At 33.8% G+C, this 20,518-nt stretch carries 12 protein-coding genes; 7 read left to right on the top strand and 5 right to left on the bottom strand.

All coding sequences use genetic code 11. The features are described 5' to 3' along the window. Nucleotides 1-471: 471 nt before the first annotated feature. Complete coding sequence (locus ABYI63_RS12930) at nt 472-4,785, top strand: fibronectin type III domain-containing protein (RefSeq protein WP_372756777.1); 4,314 nt, start codon at nt 472-474, stop codon at nt 4,783-4,785. A gap of 91 nt (nt 4,786-4,876) precedes the next feature. Here the strand turns inward: ABYI63_RS12930 and ABYI63_RS12925 are convergent, their stop codons facing one another. After that, complete coding sequence (locus tag ABYI63_RS12925) at nt 4,877-5,935, bottom strand: serine hydrolase domain-containing protein (RefSeq protein ID WP_372756775.1); 1,059 nt, start codon at nt 5,933-5,935, stop codon at nt 4,877-4,879. Nucleotides 5,936-6,123: 188 nt separating this feature from the next. Between ABYI63_RS12925 and rimO the strand changes: the two genes are divergently transcribed. After that, nucleotides 6,124-7,431, top strand: coding sequence for a 30S ribosomal protein S12 methylthiotransferase RimO (gene rimO / locus ABYI63_RS12920; RefSeq protein ID WP_372756773.1), 1,308 nt, complete (start codon nt 6,124-6,126; stop codon nt 7,429-7,431). 157 nt (nt 7,432-7,588) lie between these two features. Here the strand turns inward: rimO and ABYI63_RS12915 are convergent, their stop codons facing one another. The 3 genes from ABYI63_RS12915 to ABYI63_RS12905 form a co-directional block, all read right to left on the bottom strand. Next, nucleotides 7,589-8,131 carry a hypothetical protein gene (locus ABYI63_RS12915; RefSeq protein WP_372756771.1) on the bottom strand — a complete coding sequence of 181 codons (543 nt, stop codon included), beginning with the start codon at nt 8,129-8,131 and terminating at the stop codon, nt 7,589-7,591. Between the two features lie 237 nt (nt 8,132-8,368). Next, nucleotides 8,369-10,243, bottom strand: a complete 1,875-nt coding sequence (locus ABYI63_RS12910) for a M56 family metallopeptidase (RefSeq protein WP_372756769.1) — start codon at nt 10,241-10,243, stop codon at nt 8,369-8,371. 2 nt (nt 10,244-10,245) lie between these two features. Further along, nucleotides 10,246-10,605, bottom strand: a complete 360-nt coding sequence (locus tag ABYI63_RS12905) for a BlaI/MecI/CopY family transcriptional regulator (protein ID WP_372756768.1) — start codon at nt 10,603-10,605, stop codon at nt 10,246-10,248. Between the two features lie 244 nt (nt 10,606-10,849). On the opposite strand from ABYI63_RS12905, the gene ABYI63_RS12900 reads away from it, so the two are divergent. Next, a complete protein-coding gene (locus ABYI63_RS12900) occupies nt 10,850-11,797 on the top strand; it encodes a calcium/sodium antiporter (protein ID WP_372756766.1) in 948 nt (315 codons plus the stop codon). Between the two features lie 74 nt (nt 11,798-11,871). Here the strand turns inward: ABYI63_RS12900 and ABYI63_RS12895 are convergent, their stop codons facing one another. Continuing rightward, the gene (locus tag ABYI63_RS12895) at nt 11,872-12,894 is read right to left on the bottom strand and encodes a glutamine synthetase beta-grasp domain-containing protein (RefSeq protein WP_372756764.1); all 1,023 of its coding nucleotides are present in this window, start codon (nt 12,892-12,894) and stop codon (nt 11,872-11,874) included. Between the two features lie 257 nt (nt 12,895-13,151). On the opposite strand from ABYI63_RS12895, the gene ABYI63_RS12890 reads away from it, so the two are divergent. The 4 genes from ABYI63_RS12890 (at nt 13,152) to ABYI63_RS12875 (ending at nt 20,365) form a co-directional block, all read left to right on the top strand. Then, nucleotides 13,152-15,338: a glutamine synthetase III gene (locus tag ABYI63_RS12890; RefSeq protein WP_372756762.1), complete on the top strand. Its 2,187-nt coding sequence runs from the start codon at nt 13,152-13,154 to the stop codon at nt 15,336-15,338. A gap of 81 nt (nt 15,339-15,419) precedes the next feature. Beyond that, nucleotides 15,420-16,598: an AIR synthase related protein gene (locus ABYI63_RS12885; protein ID WP_372756760.1), complete on the top strand. Its 1,179-nt coding sequence runs from the start codon at nt 15,420-15,422 to the stop codon at nt 16,596-16,598. Between the two features lie 74 nt (nt 16,599-16,672). Next, nucleotides 16,673-17,632: a DUF3078 domain-containing protein gene (locus ABYI63_RS12880; protein ID WP_372756759.1), complete on the top strand. Its 960-nt coding sequence runs from the start codon at nt 16,673-16,675 to the stop codon at nt 17,630-17,632. A gap of 183 nt (nt 17,633-17,815) precedes the next feature. Continuing rightward, a complete protein-coding gene (locus tag ABYI63_RS12875) occupies nt 17,816-20,365 on the top strand; it encodes an adenosylcobalamin-dependent ribonucleoside-diphosphate reductase (protein ID WP_372756758.1) in 2,550 nt (849 codons plus the stop codon). The last annotated feature ends 153 nt before the right edge of the window (nt 20,366-20,518 follow it).

Genomic DNA, 20,518 nt, shown 5'->3' with positions numbered 1-20,518 from the left:
CCAGACTACCTTCACATAATTGAGCATAGGTTTGGAAGGATAATTGTAGGATAAAAATGAATATTCAACAGGTTTTATTTACAATGTAATTTTTGAATGATATCATTAGGCCATGGTTAAAAAGCAAATTAGTTGTGCTTTATCTTTACTATTAATTCAATTCTTGTATTTAGATGCTTTCTTAAACATAAACGTGCTGCTTTATTCTGCTTTTCATAAAATTGACTTTTATATAGATAATTTATTTTTATTGGAAAGGAAAAGTCAGGTCTCTTTTAAGTTGATCTTTGAACAAATACAATTTAAATTTGGATTGTCTAATTAAATATCATTTAAATTTTATGTTCGATTGTTATTAAATCTTTACGAAAATAATTAGTTTTTTATTGAAGTCTAATGATTTGTTAATCAAATAAATATGTTGTTTTTTGAGAATATTTTTAAATTAGTACATCTAAATTCAATAAAAATATGAAACAAAATTATTTTCAAAAGAAGCATTATTTGGTAATGCTAACAGTCTTTTTATTTAGCTTAATAACACATTCACAGGTAATTATTACGGGTGTTTTTGATGGACCACTTCCAGGTGGTTTGCCAAAGGGTGTTGAACTTTATGTAACAGAAGATATAGCAGACTTAAGTATTTATGGTATTGGTTCTGCTAATAATGGTACGGGAAGTAATGGGGAAGAGTTTACTTTTCCAGCTGTAGCTGCCGCTAGCGGAGATTTTATTTACGTGTCGTCCGAAATTGATGGATTTTTTAGCTTTTTTGGTTTTGAGCCAAATTATACAAGTAGTGCTGTAAATATTAATGGTGATGACGCTATTGAATTATTTAAATCGAGTGCGGTTATAGATGTTTTTGGAGATATAAATGTAGACGGAACTGGGCAACCATGGGATCATTTAGATGGTTGGGCTTACCGCAAAAATAGTTCTGGCCCTGATGGTAGTGTGTTTGTTTTAGAAAACTGGACTTTTAGCGGAATAAATGCCTTAGAAGGCGGTGCAACAAACTCCACAACGGCGTCTCCGTTTCCTGTAGCAACTTATGGTGGAGGTTTTATTTCGGATACCGAAGCACCTTCAATACCAACTAATTTAATGGCTGAAAATACCACTTCAACTTCAACGATGTTGTCTTGGCAAGCTGCTTCCGATAATATCGGGGTTATTGCATATCAAATTTATGATAATACCACCCTTGTTGCTTTTTCAACAGATGTAACATTTACTATAACTGGTTTAACTCCAGAAACTACTTATAATTTTATAGTTAAAGCCATTGATGCGGCAGGAAATAGTTCTGAAGCAAGTAATTCAATTAGCGTAACAACCTTAGTTAATACAACTGAGCCAACCTTTTCGGGTTTAATAATTTCAGGGGTAGTGGACGGTCCACTGTCTGGGGGTGTTCCAAAAGCAATCGAGTTTTATGTTACCCAAGATATAGCAGATTTAAGTTTGTATGGTTTTGGATCGGCCAATAATGGAGGCGGTTCAGATGGTCAGGAATTTACCTTTTCTGGGTCGGCTAAGGCTGGTGATTTTATTTATGTGGCTTCCGAAGAACCAGGATTTACATCCTTTTTTGGATTTGCTCCAAACTTCACTTCAGGGGCTGCATCCATTAATGGTGATGATGCAATTGAATTATTTTTAAATAATACCGTAGTAGATGTTTTTGGAGATATTAATATGGATGGTTCTGGTGAAGCCTGGGATTATTTAGATGGTTGGGCATACAGAAAAGATGATACCGGTCCAGATGGTTCTACTTTTATGATTGAAAACTGGGTGTTTAGTGGCATCGATGCTTTAGATGGTGTCACTGAAAATAGTACGGCAACAAATCCATTCCCAACGATGAGTTATGGCCCAGATTTAATTATTACGGGTGTTGTTGATGGTCCGCTTTCAGGAGGTGTGCCAAAAGTAATAGAGTTTTATGCAAAGCAGGATATTGCCGATTTAAGTCTTTATGGATTTGGATCAGCAAATAATGGCGGAGGTTCAGATGGGCAAGAATTTACATTTTCAGGTTCAGCTAGTGCTGGCGATTTTATTTATGTAGCTTCAGAAACTATCGGATTTAATAACTATTTTGGTTTTACACCTAACTTTACATCTAATGCAGCTGAAATAAATGGGGATGATGCTATTGAATTATTTTTCAAAGGAAATGTTATTGATGTATTTGGAGATATTAACGTTGATGGTTCTGGAGAAGCCTGGGATTATTTGGATGGTTGGGCTTACAGAAATAACAGTACAGGACCTGATGGATCCTTATTTGTTATTGAAAATTGGACGTTTAGTGGTATAAACGCTTTAGATGGCACTACAACTAATACAACGTTTCCGATAGGAACCTATGGAGGTGATGCTGTTGCAGAGCCTATAGCATTAATTACTATTGCAGAAGCCAGAGCTGAAAGTAATACAGGTAAACAAGTAAAAGTAACTGGTGTGCTTACTGTAGCCGATGAGTTTTCGGGATCTGCGTATTTGCAAGATGCTACCGGAGGTATAGCTGTTTTTGATGCTTTAGTTCATGGTGAAGGTATTTTTAAAATAGGAGATTCTATTACTATAACCGGAACTAGAAGTATTTATAATGGACAAATTCAAATAAGTCCGGTTACAGAAGTTGTGAATAACGGACTTTCAAATCAGGTAATTGAGCCTTTACTAATAACTTTAAATGAACTGCAAAACCATCCGGGGGAACTAGTTAAAATAAGTAAACCTAATTTCCCAAAACCGGGAGATATGCTCTTTGGTAATTCTAATTATATTTTAACAGACGCCAATGGATTTGGTGAGTTACGAATAAACAATAATGTTGATGACATTGTAGGTTTAGCACAACCGGAAAATTGTGATGAAGTTATTGGTGTAGTAGGTAGGTATTTTGATATTTATCAATTAATGCCTAGAATGAGCAGCGATATAGCATGTGCAGAAAAATATGTATCGCCTACGCTTCCAAACAATATTTCACGAGAGAACACTTTGGATATTGCTACATGGAATATTGAGTGGTTTGGAGATGAAGCTAATTCACCAGCCGCAGGAAATGTTATGTCTGATGCCATTCAAAAAGAAGCTGTTAAAGCCGTATTGAATGAGCTAAAAGCAGATGTTCTTGCAGTTCAAGAAATTTCAGATGATGCGCTTTTTGCAGAATTGGTTAGTGAACTTCCTGGTTACGACTATGTTTTATCGCCAGCAGTTTCTTATCCTAACGGTTCAGATGTGAAACAAAAAGTAGGTTTTATTTATAATACGGCAACTGTGAATGTAACCAATACCAAAGTATTATTAGAAACCATTCACCCTTATTATAATGGTGGCGATGATTCGGCTTTAGTAAATTACCCAAGTACTCCAGACCGCTTTTACGCAAGTGGACGTTTGCCTTTTTTAATGACAGCAAATGTTCAAATTAACGGGCAAACAGAGGAATATAATTTTGTTGCTCTTCATGCTAGGGCTAATGGAAGTACAGATTCTCAAAGCAGATATGACATGAGAAAATATGATGTGGAAGTGTTAAAAGATAGTTTAGATATGTATTATCCGAAAGCAAACCTCGTTTTATTAGGTGATTATAATGATGATTTAGATGAAACGGTTGCAGATAATGTGTCTTCAACCATGTCTACTTATTTTAAGTATACAGCAGATTCTGAGAACTATAATATGGTAACAAAAGCGTTAAGTGACCAAGGATTCCGATCTTATGTGTTTCAAGAAAATATGATTGATCATATCGCTATTTCTAATGAGTTAACCGATAATTATTTAGTAGGTTCAGAAGTTGTTCATTATGAATTTTATAACAACATGTATGCGAATTCTACTTCCGACCATTTTCCTGTTTCGATTAGAATGCAATTAAAAACACTTTCAATAGATGATTTAGTATTTAGCGAAACCATTTGTTTTGAAGGAGTTAACGGCAAAGCGAGTATTTCTGTTTCTGGAGGTGTAGCACCCTATTCTTATAAACTGAATGAAAACATTGTTTCTTCAAATTCGGTGGAAGGTTTAACAAGTGGAAATTATTTATTTACAGTTACAGATGCAATAGGAAATTCGGTGACTGAAGAATTTACCATAGTTGAAGCTTGGCCATTAGAATTAACAACAACGGAAGGTACAACAGTTTATTTTGGATATGAAGCACAGTCTTGTACAAATTTAGAGGTAACAGAAGTTCTTGGAGGTGTTGCTCCTTACACATACTTATGGAGTACTGGAGATATTTCAGAAAATATTAAAGTCTGTCCAGAGGAAACAACAGATTATATTGTTACTGTAACGGATGCAAATGGATGTTCAATAGAAAAATCTATAACTGTAGAAGTTGTAGATGTAGTTTGTGATAATAAACGAGATATTGGCGTTCAAATGTGCTACAAAGGGAAGGAGATATGTATTAATCCTAACTGGGTTAATTGGTATTTGTATAAGGGTGCAACTTTAGGAGCTTGCGATGATGGTATTAAACCAAAGGTGAAATTTAATATCTCTCCAAACCCTTTTTTAACGCATACTAATATCCAATTTACTAGTAACGTTGATACTACTGCAGAATTAAAAATTTACGATTTTAGAGGGAAATTACAAAAATCGTTTACACAATTTATTCAGATTGGCGACACCGAGGTTAGACTGGATTTATCAGACTTAAATTGTGGTCTTTATTTTTTGAATACTATGATTAATGGTATTGCTACTAAAACCAATGTTTTAATAAAGCGTTATAAATAGTAATATTTATAATTTTTTAAGTGTGTGAAAAGCCAGAGGATTAACTTCTCTGGCTATTTTTATTTAAGTAATAGGTTTTTAAACTCTTGTATTAGTTAACTAAAGCATTAATTTTCGCCCACAAATCATTATCAAATGACGATAATGCAAAATTTTCACCTTCACCAGCATCTCCCATTCTTATAACCACTAGTTTTTTACTTGGTACAATATAGATCTTTTGGTCGTTTTTGCCTAAAGCGGCGAACATGTCGGAAGGGGCATTTGGAATTAAATAACCATTAAATTCTAATTGGCTTTGGGGTAAATGATAACTCTGTTTTCCATTTAACCACCATAAATAACCGTAGGCCTTATTAATGTCTTGGGAGGGGCTTGTTGCAGCGGTAACGTATGATTCTGGAACAATTTGGATGTTCTCCCAAGTGCCTTTAGCAAAAATCATTAAACCAAAACGTGCCATACTTCGTGTGTTACTAGCGTAAACGCTTAGGTCTCCTAAATTCAACCACAGACCGTTCATACCAATTTTATCTCGAAGTTTGCTGTTAAAATAATTATTCCAAGTTTGGTTGCTAGCGGCGGCCACAACATCCTGCATTTTTACATATACATTGTGATAGGCCCAGCGTGTACCAGCATCGGCCACATATTGAAGATTTGAAGGTGATACATCGTCACCTAAACTATCATCTAAACCTGAATTCATAGATAATAGATTCTTGCAAGTTATTAGGTTTTCTTTTGTAAGTGGCGCACTTGTCCAACCCACACCCAAATAATCGGAAACTTTATTGTTAATGTTTATTAATCCTTCTTCTTGAGCAATACCTGAAACTGTTGTTGTTAATGTTTTTCCCGCACTTGCCCAATACCACGAAGCATTTTCGTCATGACCATTAAAATAATGTTCTATAACAATTCTACCATTGTAAAGAATCATGAAGCTCTTAGTGTTTTTTGTTTCTAAAAAATCTAGTAGGGGTTGAAGCGCATTCGAGTTCCAATCTAAATCTGAAACAGATTTAGTTTCCCAGGTATCAGATTTAATAGGAGGGAAATAAAGAATTTCATCATTAACAGGTTCATCCTTGGAACAACTATAAAAGGGTATGCAGCCCAATAAGAATAGAATAAAGAGACGTTTCATAAGGTAGTTTTTTAGAATTTAGGACTCCTAAATATAGTAAAGGTTTAATAATTGGAGTTATAAAATTAGCGGATAGAAGATAAAAGTTATACCTTTTAACAACGTAGAACCAATACCAAATCAAAAATAGTTAATCAAAAATCATAAATCCTAAATCATTCCGTATCTTTGCGCACTTAAATTTTGGTATGAGAACGAAATCACTTAAAAAGAATAAAATCAACGTAGTAACGCTTGGCTGTAGTAAGAATGTTTATGATAGTGAAGTGCTAATGGGACAATTAAAAGCCAGTGGGAAAGACGTTGTTCATGAAGAAGAAGGAAATATCGTAGTGATTAATACCTGCGGCTTTATCAATAATGCTAAGGAGGAAAGCGTGAATACTATTTTAGAATTTATGCAGAAAAAGGAAGATGGTGAAGTTGATAAAGTATTTGTTACAGGCTGTTTAAGTGAGCGCTATAAGCCAGATTTACAAAAGGAAATTCCTAATGTTGATGCCTATTTTGGAACAACCGAATTGCCTAGTTTACTTAAAGCATTGGGTGCAGATTATAAACATGAGTTGATTGGAGAGCGTTTAACAACCACGCCCAAAAACTATGCTTATTTAAAAATTGCCGAAGGGTGTGATCGCCCCTGTAGTTTTTGTGCTATTCCATTAATGCGTGGAAAACATAAAAGCACACCTATTGAAGATTTAATTACAGAAGCTGAAAAATTAGCAGCAAAAGGAGTTAAGGAGTTAATTTTAATTGCACAAGACTTAACATATTACGGTTTAGATATCTACAAAAAAAGAAATCTTGCAGAACTACTTGAAGCATTAGTAAAGGTAGAAGGTATCGAGTGGATTCGTTTACATTACGCATTCCCAACAGGATTTCCTATGGATGTTTTAGAAGTAATGAATCGCGAACCAAAAATTTGTAATTATTTAGATATTCCGTTACAGCATATTTCTGATACTATCTTGAAAAGCATGCGTCGTGGTACAACCAAAGAAAAAACCACGCAGTTACTAAAAGAATTTAGAGCTGCAGTGCCAGATATGACTATTAGAACAACACTCATTGTTGGGTATCCTGGTGAAACGGAAGAAGATTACCAAACCCTAAAACAATGGGTTAAAGAGATGCGTTTTGAACGTTTAGGATGTTTTACCTATTCGCATGAAGAGAATACACATGCTTATAATTTAGAGGATGATGTACCTGAAGAAGTTAAGCAAGCACGCGCCAACGAGATTATGGAAATTCAATCGCAAATTTCATGGGAATTGAATCAACAGAAAATTGGACAAACTTTTAAAGTGGTAATTGATAGAAAGGAAGGTAATTATTTTGTTGGCAGAACAGAATTTGATTCGCCAGATGTAGATAACGAAGTGCTTATTGATGCTACAAGTACCTATTTAAAAACTGGTGAGTTTACAACTGTTAAAATTATAGAAGCAGCCGATTTTGATTTGTTTGCTGAGGTAATTTCAAACTAATTTATTTATACATAAACAATAGTTCAAACATCACTTTAAACTATTGTTTTATAAACTTTTAAAGCTGCTATAAATTAATATCGACTAATTTATAGCAGCTTTATTTTTAGTTTAAATCGGACTTAGTGTAAACTGAAATTTGCTAGGAAGTTTGGTTTTAAATTCTACATCCAATAGCGAGTCCCCAGGTAACGGCGGTATGCGAGTCTTCTTTAATATCATAAAGTAATTCTGGTGATAATTCCCAATTACCACCTATATTAAAGCTGTATTCTAAGCCAACTCTAGTAACGAAAAGATCTTTAGATTTTTCAAATTCATAACCAACTCCTGCAATAATGGCAAATTTGTCATAGAATTCGTAGCCTAATGTAACTGTACTTAAAAAAGCATTCTCTCTAATGCGTTCTTCACCATCTTCGTTTTTAAGGTTATAGGTTAAAAATTCTAGTTCATTAGTCCACTTTGCAAAGAACTTATGATTAAAATTATATTGAATATCAAGACCATTTGTAGGAATGAGTTGTGCGCTTTCACTTTCTTCATGTAAGTGATGTGATGGAATGTAGGCTTGAGCAAAAGCAAAAGAGATTTTAACTTTTTTTAATTCGTTATGATGGTTAGTTGTTGCATTTGAATGTTCTTGTGTAAAACCAAAAAAAGGAACTATTAATAATAGTTGTAATAAAAATTTATTCATTGTTTAATTTTATAAATGATAAGAATAAGTGAGATTGTTTTTATCCGATTTATTACTTGATTAATAAAATACCTAAATAATTAAGGTTGTTTTATAGTTAACAAATAATGTTCAAATGAAGTGAGATATCCATAGGTATAATATGATTTTTGTTAGTTTTATTATAAAAAACGGCTAGATAAATAAATTATCTAGCCGTGAGTTAAGAGGGCAGTTAAAATTATTGATTTTGGTTTGCTATTCTTTCTTTTTGGTAACTATTTCAACAACGCCATTTTTTGCTTTTTCTCCATATTTGTTAATGGCGGTATGGCCTTTATAAACATTTATAGATTCAATATCATCTGAATTTAATTTGTCAACGTCCGTTTTTTTAACTTCTTTGCCGTTAATTTTATAAAGTGCTTCATCACTTAGTTTAACAGAGTATTTTGATGAGCTATCTTTTTTTGGAATAGAATCAAAGGGTTTCCTAACTATAAATTGAGTTTCCCATTTGTTCTTTTTACTAGTGATTAGAACAACACCGTTTTTACCTTTATCTCCATATAATTTGGTAGCATTATTGTCTTTTAAGACTTCTACTTTTTCAATGGAATTGGGGTCTATCATATTCATATCTCCATGGTTTATTTCTTTCCCATCAAGAATAATTAAGGGTGAATCCTTTTTTGTAGATATAATTTTAATCTTGGTTTCTTTTGTAGTATTCCTATTAATATCTTCCTCTTCTTCGTGTTCACTGTCGGTTATGATTGCATTTTCTTCTTCTCCGTTGGTTTTGGTTGTAATAACCTTTTTTATTTTTTTCCCGGTTTCTCCTTTTTTAATAATAATTTCTTCCGTTTCGACGTCTTTTTTGGCGCTATCAGAATTTATTACCACTATTTTTTTGTCGGTAGTGGTGTATGTAACTTCATGGGTTTGTCCATCTTCCGATTCAAAAACCATTCGCTTTTCTTTAGTGATATTGCCACTACCTATTGAAACGATACCGTCCTTAAGACTAATTTTAATAGGTTTAATAGCTTCGTCTCCTGCGATGCTATAATTTGCGGTTGATTTTTTTGAGCTAAGTTCAATTTTTATTGCAGAAATTTCATTGTCCGCATTTCTATTAATGTCTTTAAATTTTACTGTGTAACCATCGGATTTTAATTTTAGTTTTAAATCTTCCATGTCCTTATCGGTAAAATCTTTTGATATTATGACTTCAATATGGTCTTTAGGATATGAAGTATTTGCAATATTCTTAGATGTTGGTGAAATAGGAATTTCTTTCGTGTTAAAGCTCATTAAAAATAATGCCAGTATAGGCATTACCAGAGCATACTTAATAAGATTGATTTTTTTTGATTTTGATTTGTGTAACATAACGATTCGTTTTTTGATTAATGAATTATAAAAAGGATTACTTAAAGCCATTTGATGAGATGGCATGCTTGTTTTAAGTAAGGTGTATTGGTAGCTTTTTTTGCAGTCGGTTTTGGTTGAGGCAATGTTATCGGCAATAAATTCCAGATTTTGTTTTAAGTCTTTGTTGTATAGCCAGATAAAAGGATTAAACCAAAGCACAATACAACCAAGATGGGTTAGTAAGATATCCAAAGAATGAAGTTGGTTTGCATGCACTTTCTCATGGGTTATAATTTGCTCCACTTCGCTGCTGCTAAATTGTTCGGGGTTGTAAACAATCCATTTGAAAAATGAAAATGGCGATATTTTATGGGTTGTTTTAATATATCTATAACCACTTATTCTCTCAGCTTTGTTTTTAAAAATTACAAGTGATAAAGATGCAAATTGAACCAAAAATTGAACAGAAAAAAACAAAACACCCAAACCATAAGCTATGGGCAAATAATCTATAATATTAAATGGTTTTTCAGGGTTTTCTACTGTTGTTGTAGTTTCAAAAACGTAATTGGAAAAATCTAAAGGGGTAGCCTCAACATAAATAGGAATCACTAAAAAAGGCAGCAAAAACGCAGTAATTAAACCCATTAACAAAAACCATCTGTTTTGTTCAAAAAAGGTTTCCCGTTGCAAGAATATCTTATAGCTTAAATAAAAAATAGCTACAACTGCGCTTACTTTTAGCAAATATTCCATAATTACTTATCTTTTTCAATTAAAGCAATAATTTCTTTTAAATCGGCCACACTTATCTTTTCTTCCTTAGCAAAAAAAGACACCACGTTTTTATACGAATTATTAAAATAGTTATCAATGGCCAAGGTCATAAACCGTTTTTTGTAATCTTCCTTACTTACAATAGGGTAGTATTGGTGGGTTTTTCCATAGGCATTATAACTCACATAACCTTTGTCTTCAAGGTTTCTAATAATGGTAGAAAGCGTGTTGTAATGCGGTTTGTCATCTTTAATTTCAGCCAAAACATCTTTTACAAAAGCCTTTTCAAGCTTCCATAATATGTGCATAATTTCCTCTTCTTTGTTTGTTAACTTTTCCATATAAATTTTTTTTGGGCGTTACCACAAGGGTCGGGTTTTTCGCTGCAAGTCCTCGCTCGTACCTCGCTGTGGGCTTTTCGCTGCAACCCCTAACGCAATACAAACATATAACTATTTTTGTAGTTATATAACTAAATATATAGTTATTTAACTAAAAATTAAGTTTTCGGGTGATAAATAAAAATTCATAATTGAAAAATCGTGATTCGAAGTTAGTTCCATTATCTTCGCAAAAAAAAAGAATATGAGTATTATTTTAGTTGTTTTAGGGTTTACATTACTGGTTGTAGGAGGTGAGTTTTTGGTACGGTCATCGGTAGCGTTATCTTTTAAGTTTAATATTTCTAAAATGGTAATTGGTATGACGGTTGTTTCATTTGCAACCTCGGCGCCAGAGTTATTAGTAAGTTTACAGGCAGCACTATCTGGTTCGCCTGCTATCGCAATAACCAATGTTGTAGGCTCTAATATTGCGAATATTGGCTTGGTTCTGGGTATAACTGCTATGGTGGGTACCATTGCGGTTGATAGATCTTTTTACCGATTGAATTGGCCAGTAATGATGTTTTTTTCTATTGCATTATATTATTTTCTTAAAAATGACAATTGGCTTTCGGCTTTTGAAGGTGGCGTCTTGTTTCTAGGTTTATTTTTATTTTTAATTATTTTAATAAGAAACACTAAAATAGATACGGAAGTTGAAGAAGTAGATGAAACTTTAGCAATAGTTTCTAACTTTAAAATTGGTATATGGTTGCTTATCGGTGCAGTTTCCTTGTATTTTGGAAGTGAATGGTTGGTTACAGGAGCAAAAGATATTGCGCTTTCAATTGGTGTAAGTGAAGCTGTAATAGGTGTGTCTTTAATTGCTATAGGAACTAGTGTTCCGGAGTTAGCGGCTTCTATTATTGCGGCAGCTAAGCAAGAGAAAGCTATTTCATTAGGGAATTTAATAGGATCTAATATTTTTAATATTGGATCTGTTTTAGGTTTAACCGCAATTATAAAACCAATTCCAGTAACCGAACCTTTAATTTTGTCTAGCGATGTTTTCTGGATGTTGGGCTTTGCTTTCGTTTTGTTTCCAATGGTTTTTCTTGGTAAAAAATTTGAGATAGATCGTTTTAAAGGTTTTATCCTTGTACTTGCCTACGGTATTTTTATGACCTTATTATTTACCGGAGGAAAATAATTTAAAAATGATAGATAATAAAAAAGGGTTTGCAATTTGCAAACCCTTTTTTATTATGAACAATATAATCTAAATTAAACCTTAGCCGATTTAACAGTTTTAATAATTCTAGCTGCAATTTTGTATGGATCACCATTTGAAGCAGGACGTCTGTCTTCTAACCAACCTTTCCAGCCTTTATTAACAGTAATTAATGGGATACGGATTGAAGCACCACGATCTGAAACTCCGTAAGAGAAATCGTTAATAGAAGCAGTTTCGTGTTTACCAGTTAAACGTTGATCGTTAAACTCACCATAAACTTCAATGTGTTCTTTTACAACAGGGCGGAACGCTTCACATATTTTCTCGTAAACTTCTTTAGAACCACAAGTTCTTAAAGTTGAATTAGAGAAGTTTGCGTGCATACCAGAGCCATTCCAATCCATGTCTTTTCCAAGTGGTTTAGGGTGGTATTCAATATAGTAACCGTATTTTTCTGTTAATCTGTCTAGTAAATATCTAGCAATCCATAATTCATCACCAGCTAATTTAGCGCCTTTAGCGAATAATTGGAATTCCCATTGTCCGCAAGCAACCTCTTGGTTAATTCCTTCAAAGTTTAAACCTGCTTGGATACATAAATCTGCGTGCTCCTCTACTAAATCTCTACCGTGAGTGTTTTTTCCACCAACCGAGCAATAGTACATTCCTTGTGGAGCAGGGTAACCACCAACAGGGAAACCTAATGGTAATTGTGTTGCAGTATCCATTATAAAATATTCTTGCTCAAAACCAAACCAGAAATCATCATCAGCATCATCAATTGTAGCTCTACCATTAGATACGTGAGGAGTTCCATCAGCATTCATAACTTCAGTCATAACTAAATAACCGTTGATACGTTCTGGATCTGGATAAATAGCAACAGGTACTAATAAACAGTCTGAAGATCCACCTTCTGCTTGTCTTGTAGAAGACCCGTCAAAAGACCAATTTCCAATTTCTTCAAGAGTTCCTTTGAAGTCTTCATGCTCCTCTACCTTGGTTTTGCTTCTCATATTCTGAGTTGGGAAATACCCATCTAACCAAATGTATTCTAATTTAATTTTTGCCATAATAAATATTTTATAAATAAAAGAATTAATAATATTCCAACAAATATATATTTTTATTTAGACACTTGGTATTTGCAGGGGTGTTTATGTGAAAACTCAAGATATTTTTATTTATACCCCAATAATTTAGGGTATATATTAAAAAAAGTATATTAATTTATATAAATACTGAAAAAATGCTAATGTTAAAATAAATCAGATTATTTCTATTATTACTACTTTTGTAAAAAAAATAACAACTAAACCATATTGTACAAATGTCTACATTAAGATTTCATGCTATAAAAGAATCTCTTACTTATAAACCTATTTTAATTGAAGAAAAAGAACGTCGTTCTGACTTGTTTGGAAGAAATGTTTTTAATGAAAACACCATGCGTCAATACCTAACTAAAGATGCTTTTATTGGGGTGATGAATGCTATTCAATTTGGAAAAAAAATTGATAGAAATATTGCAGACCAGGTGTCTTCTTCCATGAAAGATTGGGCACTATCTAAAGGAGTAACACACTACACACATTGGTTTCAGCCATTAACAGGAACCACAGCGGAAAAACACGATGCTTTTTTTGAAACAATAGGTAATGGTATGGCTATTGAAAAGTTTGGAGGTAGCCAATTAGTACAACAGGAGCCCGATGCCTCTAGCTTTCCAAGTGGTGGTATTAGAAATACGTTTGAGGCGCGTGGCTATACTGCCTGGGACCCAACATCACCAGCATTTATTTATGGTACAACACTTTGTATTCCAACCATATTTGTTGCCTATACAGGTGAGGCTTTGGATTATAAAACGCCTTTGTTAAGGGCCTTAAATGCTGTAGATAATGCGGCTACTGATGTTTGTAAATATTTCGATAAAAACGTTAAAAAAGTAACTTCGTCCTTAGGTTGGGAACAGGAATATTTTTTGATAGATAAATTAATGGCTGCAAGCCGACCAGATATTTCTTTAACTGGTAGAACGCTTTTAGGGCATTCGTCTGCTAAAGGACAACAATTGGATGATCACTATTTTGGAGCCATACCTAATCGGGCCTTAAATTTTATGCGGGAGTTGGAAACGGAATGTATGCTTTTAGGGATACCTGCTAAAACTCGTCATAACGAGGTTGCGCCAAATCAGTTTGAGCTAGCACCTATTTTTGAAGAGGCCAATTTAGCTGTCGATCATAATTCGTTATTAATGGATATTATGGGAAGAATAGCATCCAAACATAATTTCAAAGTATTACTTCACGAAAAACCATTTGCAGGTATTAATGGTTCGGGTAAGCATAATAACTGGTCACTTTCAACCGATACAGGTGTAAATTTATTAGCTCCAGGAAAGACACCTATGAGTAATCTTCAGTTTTTAACTTTTTTCATTAACACGATAAAAGCAGTACATGAAAATGAAGAATTGTTAAGGGCATGTATAGCGTCTGCTAGTAACGACCACAGATTGGGGGCAAATGAGGCGCCGCCAGCAATTATGTCGGTATTTATTGGAGAGCAACTTACTAAAGTTTTAGAGGAGTTAGAAGGGGTTACCAAAGGAAAATTGTCTCCCGAAGAAAAAACGGAATTAAAGTTAAATGTGGTTGGTAAAATTCCTGATGTGTTGTTGGATAATACGGATAGAAATAGAACGTCTCCATTCGCATTTACGGGAAATAAATTTGAATTTAGAGCTGTTGGGTCATTAGCAAACTGCGGAAATCCTATGACGGTGTTAAATACCATTGTTGCTAAGCAATTGATAGATTTCAAAAAGGAGGTTGATATTTTAATTGATAAAAAGGATTTAAAGAAGGATGAGGCAATATTTAACGTGTTAAGAGAGTATATTAAATCTACGAAAGCTATTTTATTTGAAGGAAATGGTTATGGAAAAGCATGGGAAGAAGAGGCTAAAAAACGAGGACTGAGTAATAATAAAACAACACCTGAAGCTCTAAAAGCTAAAATTTCAAAAAAATCCATTGCTTTATTTGAAGATATGAATGTAATGAGCAAGGTAGAGTCTGTGGCGCGCTATGAGATTGAGATGGAAGCATATATCATGCATATCCAAATTGAAGGTCGTGTGCTGGGTGATATTGCTCGTAATCATATAGTGCCAACAGCTGTAAAATACCAAAATACTTTAATTGAAAATGTAAAAGGGTTAAAGGAGATCTTTGAAGAAAAATTCAGAGCAGTTTCTAAAGAGCAAATCAGTTTGATCGAAGAAATATCAGAGCATATTGAGGGGATAAACGCCAATGTTACGAAAATGACAAACGAACGTAGAAAGGCAAATGCTATAGAAGATATTGAGCAGAAAGCACTAGCCTATTGTAATAACGTTAAACCATTGTTTGATGATATTAGAAAGCACTGTGATAAATTAGAGTTGCTTGTGGATGATGAAATTTGGCCATTAACCAAATACAGAGAGCTGTTGTTTACACGATAAATTATATTAATTAAAAATCCCGTTATAAAAAAACGGGATTTTTTAATTCAAAAAATTAACTTTGCACCTCAATACAATACTATGAGCCAAGAAGTTTCCAAACGCTATGCGCAACGCGGTGTTTCAGCATCAAAGGAAGATGTGCACAACGCAATAAAAAACATTGATAAAGGATTATTCCCAAAAGCATTTTGCAAAATTGTCCCTGATTATTTAACTAATGAAGAGGATTATTGCTTAATCATGCATGCAGATGGTGCTGGAACAAAATCGTCTCTAGCTTATATGTATTGGAAAGAAACTGGAGATATTTCTGTTTGGAAAGGTATTGCTCAAGATGCTCTAATAATGAATATTGATGATTTATTATGTGTAGGTGCAACAAGTAATATTATGCTGTCTTCAACCATAGGAAGAAATAAAAATTTAATCCCTGGTGAAGTGCTTTCTGCTATTATAAACGGTACTGAAGAATTAATTTCAGAATTAAAAAAATTCGGAGTTTCCATTCATTCAACAGGAGGTGAAACTGCCGATGTAGGTGATTTAGTGCGTACCATTATAGTCGATTCTACAGTAACGGCTCGTATGAAACGCAGCGATGTTATTGATAACGCGAATATAAAAGCGGGTGATGTTATTGTTGGTTTGGAAAGTTTTGGACAGGCAACTTACGAGAAATCTTATAACGGAGGTATGGGGAGTAATGGATTAACGTCTGCCAGACATGATGTTTTTAATATCTATTTAGCACATAAATACCCTGAAAGTTTTGATGCCGCATTACCTGAAGATTTGGTGTATTCGGGAAATATAAAGTTAACCGATGCGGTAGAGAATTCACCAATTGATGCTGGTAAATTAGTGTTGTCTCCAACACGAACTTATGCGCCAATTATTAAAAAAATACTATCTGAGTATAACAGTGAACAAATTCACGGAATGGTTCATTGTTCTGGTGGTGCGCAAACTAAGATTCTTCATTTTGTAGATGAGTTTCATATTGTAAAAGATAATATGTTTCCAATTCCACCACTTTTCAAATTAATTCAGGAACAAAGTAAAACCGACTGGAAAGAAATGTATCAGGTGTTTAATTGTGGACATCGAATGGAGTTATATGTGTCTCCAGAAATAGCTGAAAACATCATCGCTATATCGAAATCTTTCAATGTAGATGCCAAAATTATTGGTCGTGTTGAACCATCAAAAACCAAAAAGCTTACAATAAAAAGTGAGTTTGGGGAGTTTAGTTATTAAATTTTTATCAATTACGTTTTATTGGAACGATTGTTGATAAAAATGTAATTTATAAAAACCAACCTTACGTCATTATGAAGCAAGTTTTTTTACTAGCCGTTTGTTTATTTTTTCAATTTTTACAAGCGCAACCAGACACGTTATTTTTAAAGTCTAAAACACCAAAATACGATGGTCCGGAGTGGATTCAAAAAAATAAAGCCTCTATAAATTTAAATGAAGTTGCATTTGTAAATTGGAATTCTGGTGGTAGTAATTCAATTTCGGGGCTTTTAGGGCTAGAATCTTCTGCAAATTATACCGATAAGTATTTTTCATGGAGAAATAATGCTGTTTTAAGGTATGGAGTTAATAAGCAGGAAGAACGGGAGTTGCGTAAAACAGAAGATAGGTTTGAATTAAATTCTGATATTGGATTTAAGCCAGATAGCATCTCAAATTGGTTTTACTCTGCTAAACTTAATTTTAAAACTCAATTAGCTAACGGATATAAATACCCTGATAAGGAAACACCAATTTCCAGACTTTTAGCGCCTGGTTATTTGTTTTTTGGTGGTGGTATGGAATATAGTAAGAACATTAATAAAATGTCATTTTACTTTTCTCCCATTACTTTAAAAGCAACTTTTGTTTTAGATGAAGATTTGTCCAATGCAGGTAAATTTGGTGTTGATCCAGCTATATACGATTCAGAGGGGAATATTTTAGTGCCCGGAGAACGCATTAGAACGGAGTTTGGAATCTTGATAAATAATGCCTACGAGATGGAAGTGGTAAAAAATATAAAGGTAAAGCATCAGGTTAGCTTGTATTCCGATTATGTTAATAAATTCGGAAATGTAGATGTAGATTGGCAGTTAGATTTCGATTTTAAGGTAAACAGTTTTGTTAAAGCTACACTTGGTTCTCATCTAAAGTATGACGATGATGTTAAAACAACGAGGCCGTCTGCTATAGAAGGTGAGACAGAAGAGGCTGGAGCTAAGGTGCAATGGAAGCAATTTTTAGGTATCGGTTTTGCTGTAGACTTTTAATGGATATAAAGTATAAAATTTAATAAATTTGTTAACTTTTTAATGTTAATAAATTTTTAAAAAGCTAAAAATCAGTATCTTAAGTGGTTTTTGTTGTAAACTCCGTGATTTTTATCATGTTTTAAGTGTTATTTTTTTTGTTATTTTACACTCTTTAATCAAATAACCACAAATTATAACATAATGAATCCTGAACTCACCAAAACCCCTCCAAAAACCTATTCCCAAGACGATGCATTTAAAGCTTCTTTAGATTATTTTAAACAAGATGATCTTGCAGCCCGTGTTTGGTTAAACAAATATGCTCTTAAAGATTCAGACGGGAATATTTATGAGTTAACGCCGAACGATATGCACCGTCGTATAGCTAAAGAATTAGCTAGAGTTGAAAAAAAGTATGCTAATTCACTTTCAGAAGAAGCTATTTTCGACTTAATTAAAGACTTCAAATACATCGTTCCTCAAGGTAGTCCAATGGCGGGTATTGGTAATCCGTACCAAATAGCATCACTTTCAAATTGCTTTGTAATTGGAAATCCTGGAGATTCCGACTCGTATGGTGGTATTATGAAAATTGATCAAGAACAGGTTCAATTAATGAAGCGTCGTGGAGGAGTTGGACACGATCTGTCTCACATTCGCCCAAAAGGTTCTGCTGTTAAAAATTCAGCACTTACATCTACAGGTATTGTGCCTTTCATGGAGCGTTATTCAAACTCTACAAGAGAAGTAGCGCAAGATGGTCGTCGTGGCGCATTAATGTTGTCGGTATCTATTAATCACCCAGACTCAGAAGATTTTATTAATGCTAAGTTAGAAGAAGGTAAAGTTACAGGAGCAAATGTTTCAGTTCGTATTGATGATGCTTTTATGCAAGCTGTAAAAAATGGAACTGAATATACTCAAAAATATCCAATATTTAGTGCAAACCCAAAGGTGTCTAAAACAATTGATGCTAATGGAATTTGGAAAAAAATAGTACATAACGCATGGAAATCGGCCGAACCTGGTATTTTATTTTGGGATACCATTATTAAAGAATCTGTGCCAGATTGTTATTCAGATTTAGGTTATAAAACGGTGTCAACTAATCCATGTGGTGAAATTCCACTTTGTCCATACGATTCTTGCAGATTGTTGGCAATTAACTTGTTTTCATATGTTGAAAATCCATTTACAGATCATGCGAGTTTTAATTTCGATTTATTCAAAAAACATGTAGCAGCAGCGCAACGGATCATGGATGATATCATCGATTTAGAATTAGAAAAAATTGATAATATTCTTCTTAAAATTGATGAAGATCCGGAAACTGATGAAGTGAAAGCTACAGAGCGTAATTTATGGGTTAATATTCAAAAGAAAGCACAAGAGGGCAGACGTACCGGTGTAGGTATTACTGCTGAAGGTGATATGCTTGCAGCATTAGGTATTCAATATGGAAGTGAAGCAGGTAATGCGTTTTCAATTGAAGTTCATAAAACCATTGCTATTGAAGCTTACAGAAGTTCGGTACATTTAGCAAAAGAACGTGGTGCGTTTAAGGTTTTTGATGCTGAACGCGAAAAAAATAATCCATTCATACAGCGATTGAAAGAAGCTGATAGTCAATTATATTATGAAATGTTGGAATATGGCCGACGAAATATTGCGTTGCTTACCATTGCCCCAACAGGGACTACGAGTTTAATGACGCAAACAACGTCGGGTATCGAACCTGTTTTTTTACCCGTATATAAGCGTAGAAGAAAGGTAAATCCAAATGATAAGGAAGCTCGTGTTGATTTTGTGGATGAAGTAGGGGATTCCTGGGAAGAATACGTCGTATTTCATCACCGCTTTAAACAATGGATGGAAGTAAATGGCATTGATACGTCTAAAAATTATTCACAGAAGGAAATTGATAAATTAATCAAGAAATCACCTTATCATAAAGCAACGTCTAATGATGTGGATTGGTTAAGCAAAGTTAGTATGCAAGGGGCTATCCAAAAATGGGTAGATCACTCTATTAGTGTAACTATTAATTTGCCAAACGATGTTTCTGAAGATTTAGTAGGAGCATTATACTTAAAAGCTTGGGAAGTAGGCTGTAAAGGTGTTACAGTATACCGAGATGGTTCGCGTTCGGGCGTGCTTATAGCTAATGACGAGAAAGAAGAAAAAGCACAGGATGCCTTATCGTTCCCAACAAAACGACCACAAACATTACAAGCCGATGTAGTTCGTTTTCAGAATAGTAAAGAAAAATGGATAGCTTTTATTGGATTGATTGATGGTAAGCCATATGAAATATTTACAGGTTTGGCTGATGATGAAGATGGAATCTTAATTCCTCGCTGGGTTGAAGAAGGCTTAATTATAAAAAATAGAAATGAGGATGGTAGCTCGCGTTACGATTTTCAATATCAAAACATTCGCGGTTATAAAACCACTATTGAAGGTCTGTCGCATAAGTTTAATCCAGAATATTGGAACTATGCTAAATTAATTTCTGGTACTTTACGTCACGGGATGCCTATTGATAAAATAGTAGATTTAATTAATAGTTTGCAATTGGATAGTGCATCTATAAACACATGGAAAAATGGTGTTGGTCGTGCTCTAAAACGTTATGTTGAGGATGGTACGCAAGCGAAAGGATATACTTGTGAAAATTGTAAATCTGAAAATTTAATATATCAAGAAGGCTGCCTAACATGTAAAGATTGTGGTTCTTCTAAATGCGGATAAAATAATTTTAATATGTGACGTCCTGAAATAGCGATACAGAATTAATAATTTAAAGGTAGTGATTTTATGTCACTGCCTTTTTTAGTTTTATATTTTTTTCTTTTGATACTATTTTGTTTGTGCATTTGATTGGGAGTCAACATATAATTGGAT

Origin of the sequence: Mariniflexile sp., from assembly GCF_041583155.1 — a bacterium.
Taxonomy (GTDB): domain Bacteria; phylum Bacteroidota; class Bacteroidia; order Flavobacteriales; family Flavobacteriaceae; genus Mariniflexile.
This window is presented reverse-complemented; position numbering and strand designations above follow the sequence as displayed.

Excerpts from the sequence above, each read along its gene's own strand:
- ABYI63_RS12925 (WP_372756775.1), bottom strand. The coding sequence starts at position 5,935 with ATGAAACGTCTCTTTATTCTATTCTTATTGGGCTGCATACCCTTTTAT.
- ABYI63_RS12875 (WP_372756758.1), top strand. The coding sequence starts at position 17,816 with ATGAATCCTGAACTCACCAAAACCCCTCCAAAAACCTATTCCCAAGAC.
- ABYI63_RS12885 (WP_372756760.1), top strand. The coding sequence starts at position 15,420 with ATGAGCCAAGAAGTTTCCAAACGCTATGCGCAACGCGGTGTTTCAGCA.
- ABYI63_RS12880 (WP_372756759.1), top strand. The coding sequence starts at position 16,673 with ATGAAGCAAGTTTTTTTACTAGCCGTTTGTTTATTTTTTCAATTTTTA.
- ABYI63_RS12895 (WP_372756764.1), bottom strand. The coding sequence starts at position 12,894 with ATGGCAAAAATTAAATTAGAATACATTTGGTTAGATGGGTATTTCCCA.
- ABYI63_RS12905 (WP_372756768.1), bottom strand. The coding sequence starts at position 10,605 with ATGGAAAAGTTAACAAACAAAGAAGAGGAAATTATGCACATATTATGG.
- ABYI63_RS12930 (WP_372756777.1), top strand. The coding sequence starts at position 472 with ATGAAACAAAATTATTTTCAAAAGAAGCATTATTTGGTAATGCTAACA.
- ABYI63_RS12910 (WP_372756769.1), bottom strand. The coding sequence starts at position 10,243 with ATGGAATATTTGCTAAAAGTAAGCGCAGTTGTAGCTATTTTTTATTTA.
- ABYI63_RS12915 (WP_372756771.1), bottom strand. The coding sequence starts at position 8,131 with ATGAATAAATTTTTATTACAACTATTATTAATAGTTCCTTTTTTTGGT.
- ABYI63_RS12900 (WP_372756766.1), top strand. The coding sequence starts at position 10,850 with ATGAGTATTATTTTAGTTGTTTTAGGGTTTACATTACTGGTTGTAGGA.
- rimO (WP_372756773.1), top strand. The coding sequence starts at position 6,124 with ATGAGAACGAAATCACTTAAAAAGAATAAAATCAACGTAGTAACGCTT.
- ABYI63_RS12890 (WP_372756762.1), top strand. The coding sequence starts at position 13,152 with ATGTCTACATTAAGATTTCATGCTATAAAAGAATCTCTTACTTATAAA.